Below are 2,398 nucleotides of genomic sequence, written 5' to 3' on the forward strand. Positions count from 1 at the left end.
GCCCACCCGCAAGCTCGTGCCGTGCATCGATTGCGCGTTCGGGATGCTCGTGAACGCGCCCGTGACGTCCATCGAGAACGCGCCGACGCCCGTGTTCAACGCGCCGCCCACGTTCATGGCGCCATATCCGCTCGATGCCACCACGCCACCATAAGCGGTGACGGTGTTGGTGAGACCACGCTGGATCGTGAACTGGGCGAAGACGGGTTTCGTATCGAGCGAATCGTTGCGCAATTGGCCGGCGGTTGCGCTGAAACGCGTGACGCCCGGGCGCAGCAATTGCGCCACCGATGCAAACGGCACCGTGAATTCCTTGCTGCGGCCATCGGCTTCGGTCACGGTCACCACCAGATCGCCGCCGTAGCCGGTCGAGTACAGATCGGTGATTTCAAACGGGCCCGGCGCGACATTCGTTTCCTGCAGCACCTGGCCGTTTTGGCGGATCGTCACGCGTGCGTTCGTTTCCGCCGTGCCGCGCACGACCGGTGCGTAACCGCGCATCGATTCAGGCAGCATGCGGTCATCGGTCGCGAGTTGCACGCCGCGAAACGACACGCTGTCGAAGATCTCGCCGGTCGTGCTCGTATCGCCCACGGTCAGTTGCGAGCCCAGCTTGGTGATATCGCGCTGCGCGTAGGTCGCGATGTTGTCGAATTGGGTCTTTTGTCCCGTCGCGGCCGACACCGACGATTGATGGCGGATATGCCATGCGCCAATGTTCAGACCCGCGCTTAAGCCCAGGTAGCTCTGGCTCGAACCCACGCCCGATCCCGCTGTGTGATACGTGTTTGCGTTGTAGCTGATGAAACCACCGTTGACGCCTTGGTCCCACTGCTCGGGCGGCACATAACCGCGCGCCGAATTCTTCATGAACGCTTGCGGTACGCTCAGTTCGAGCGTCTGCTGCGTGAAGTCGAAATCGACCGTTGCGCCGGGTACGATGGTGGCAATTTCATCGTAGGTGTCGGCATTGGTCGTGCTCACGCTACGTCCCGCGGCCGCATCGGCCTTTGCCAGATCCACGCCCGCACGCTGCAACAACGCGCGGCTGAAACAGGGCTTTGAGCCCAGCTTGCCGTCAGTCGAAACAAAGCGGATGTCTTCACGCGCCAGACGCGCGCCATTCACGATCAGGTCGACCGAATACGTTCCCGGCGTCACGGCGTTGCCGCGCGTGAAACGGCTGGTGTCGACTGCGCTGCCCGCATCGCCACGCAGATACATGTTGTCGAAACTGACTTCCTCGACGGCACCGATCTGGGTTTGCGGCGTGATCGCGACATCCGCCACGGCTTGAGAAATTGCACCACACGCCATCATCGAGAAAGTGATCGCGGCAAGCGGCTTCAGGCGCAGCCGGAATGCGACCGGGTACTGAGCATGGAAGGCGGTTTGAGCAGAGAGTTTCATGATTCAGCCTGCGATGATTGGGTCAATTCAGACGCGAGTTGACCCACCGGGCTGTTCGGAACAGTCCGTTCGGTAAAACGCGTGTTGGGTGCTTGGGTGTTCGGGGAAGGCGTCGGCTCGGTATGGCCCGCGACACCTTCAATCCGCCCCGGTGAGGGGCGAAGCCTTACGATCGGACCTACAGGACCTACTGGGCGATAGGCGCGTCGAACGGCAGGGCGCCGCCGAAATCGCTGATACCCTGGTACTTGACGTGCGCGTTGGCCGGAATCGATTTCAAGTTCTTGATCGGAAACTGCGCGGTGCCGCGTGGCTCAACCATCCCGCCGATGTCGTTCGTATAGGTCTGGCCGGCACCCACCACACCGATCTTGCTGAACGACACGTAGTACGCGGTCGGGTTCGTCGCCTTCACGTCGTAGCCTTTGTTATCGGCAGACGGCACCAGCTTCCAGGTCACCTTCGACGGCGCTTCGTCGGCCGAGCCGGGCAAGCCCTTCGGACGCGCAAACACCTTGATGCGGGTGCGAAACGCAAACTGCAGCGTGTTGGTATTCGTGTTGGTATTCGTGTTGGTATTCGTGTTCGTGTCCGAGACCTTCGCGGTCTTGGGCGGCACGTCCAGCACGTTCAGCCAGAACACCGACTCGCGATCCTGCGGCAGCGCATCGCCCGTGTACATCATGCGCAGCGTCTGCGACTTGTTGGCATCCATGCGGAAGATCGGCGGCGTCAGCACGAACGGCGCGCTCGCTTCACCCGGCTTCGCGTCCGCGTTGCCCTTGTCCATCCAGACCTGCACCAGCGACGGTTCAGCGCGATCGTTGGTGAGCTTGACCGTTACCTCACGATTTTCAAGGGGATACACCACCCGCGTGCCGCCCACGGTCACGCTCGCGCTCGCACTGCCGGCCACGAGGGCCGCAGCGAGGGCCGCAACCAGACCCAAACCACATGCAATTCGACTAATGGACTTCATGATTGATGC

Annotated in this window: 2 protein-coding genes; both read right to left on the reverse strand. The window is 61.9% G+C overall.

What is annotated here, in order from left to right:
• A partial coding sequence (locus GSQ93_RS07575) for a fimbria/pilus outer membrane usher protein (RefSeq protein WP_158935025.1) occupies positions 1 to 1,410 on the reverse strand: 1,410 nt, incomplete at its 3' end.
• Positions 1,411 to 1,597: 187 nt separating this feature from the next.
• Positions 1,598 to 2,398: molecular chaperone (locus tag GSQ93_RS07580; RefSeq protein WP_367889742.1), on the reverse strand; the 801-nt coding region annotated here is incomplete at its 5' end.

The organism is Burkholderia sp. S171 (assembly GCF_009766085.1).
In the GTDB taxonomy this organism is placed as follows: Bacteria; Pseudomonadota; Gammaproteobacteria; order Burkholderiales; family Burkholderiaceae; genus Caballeronia.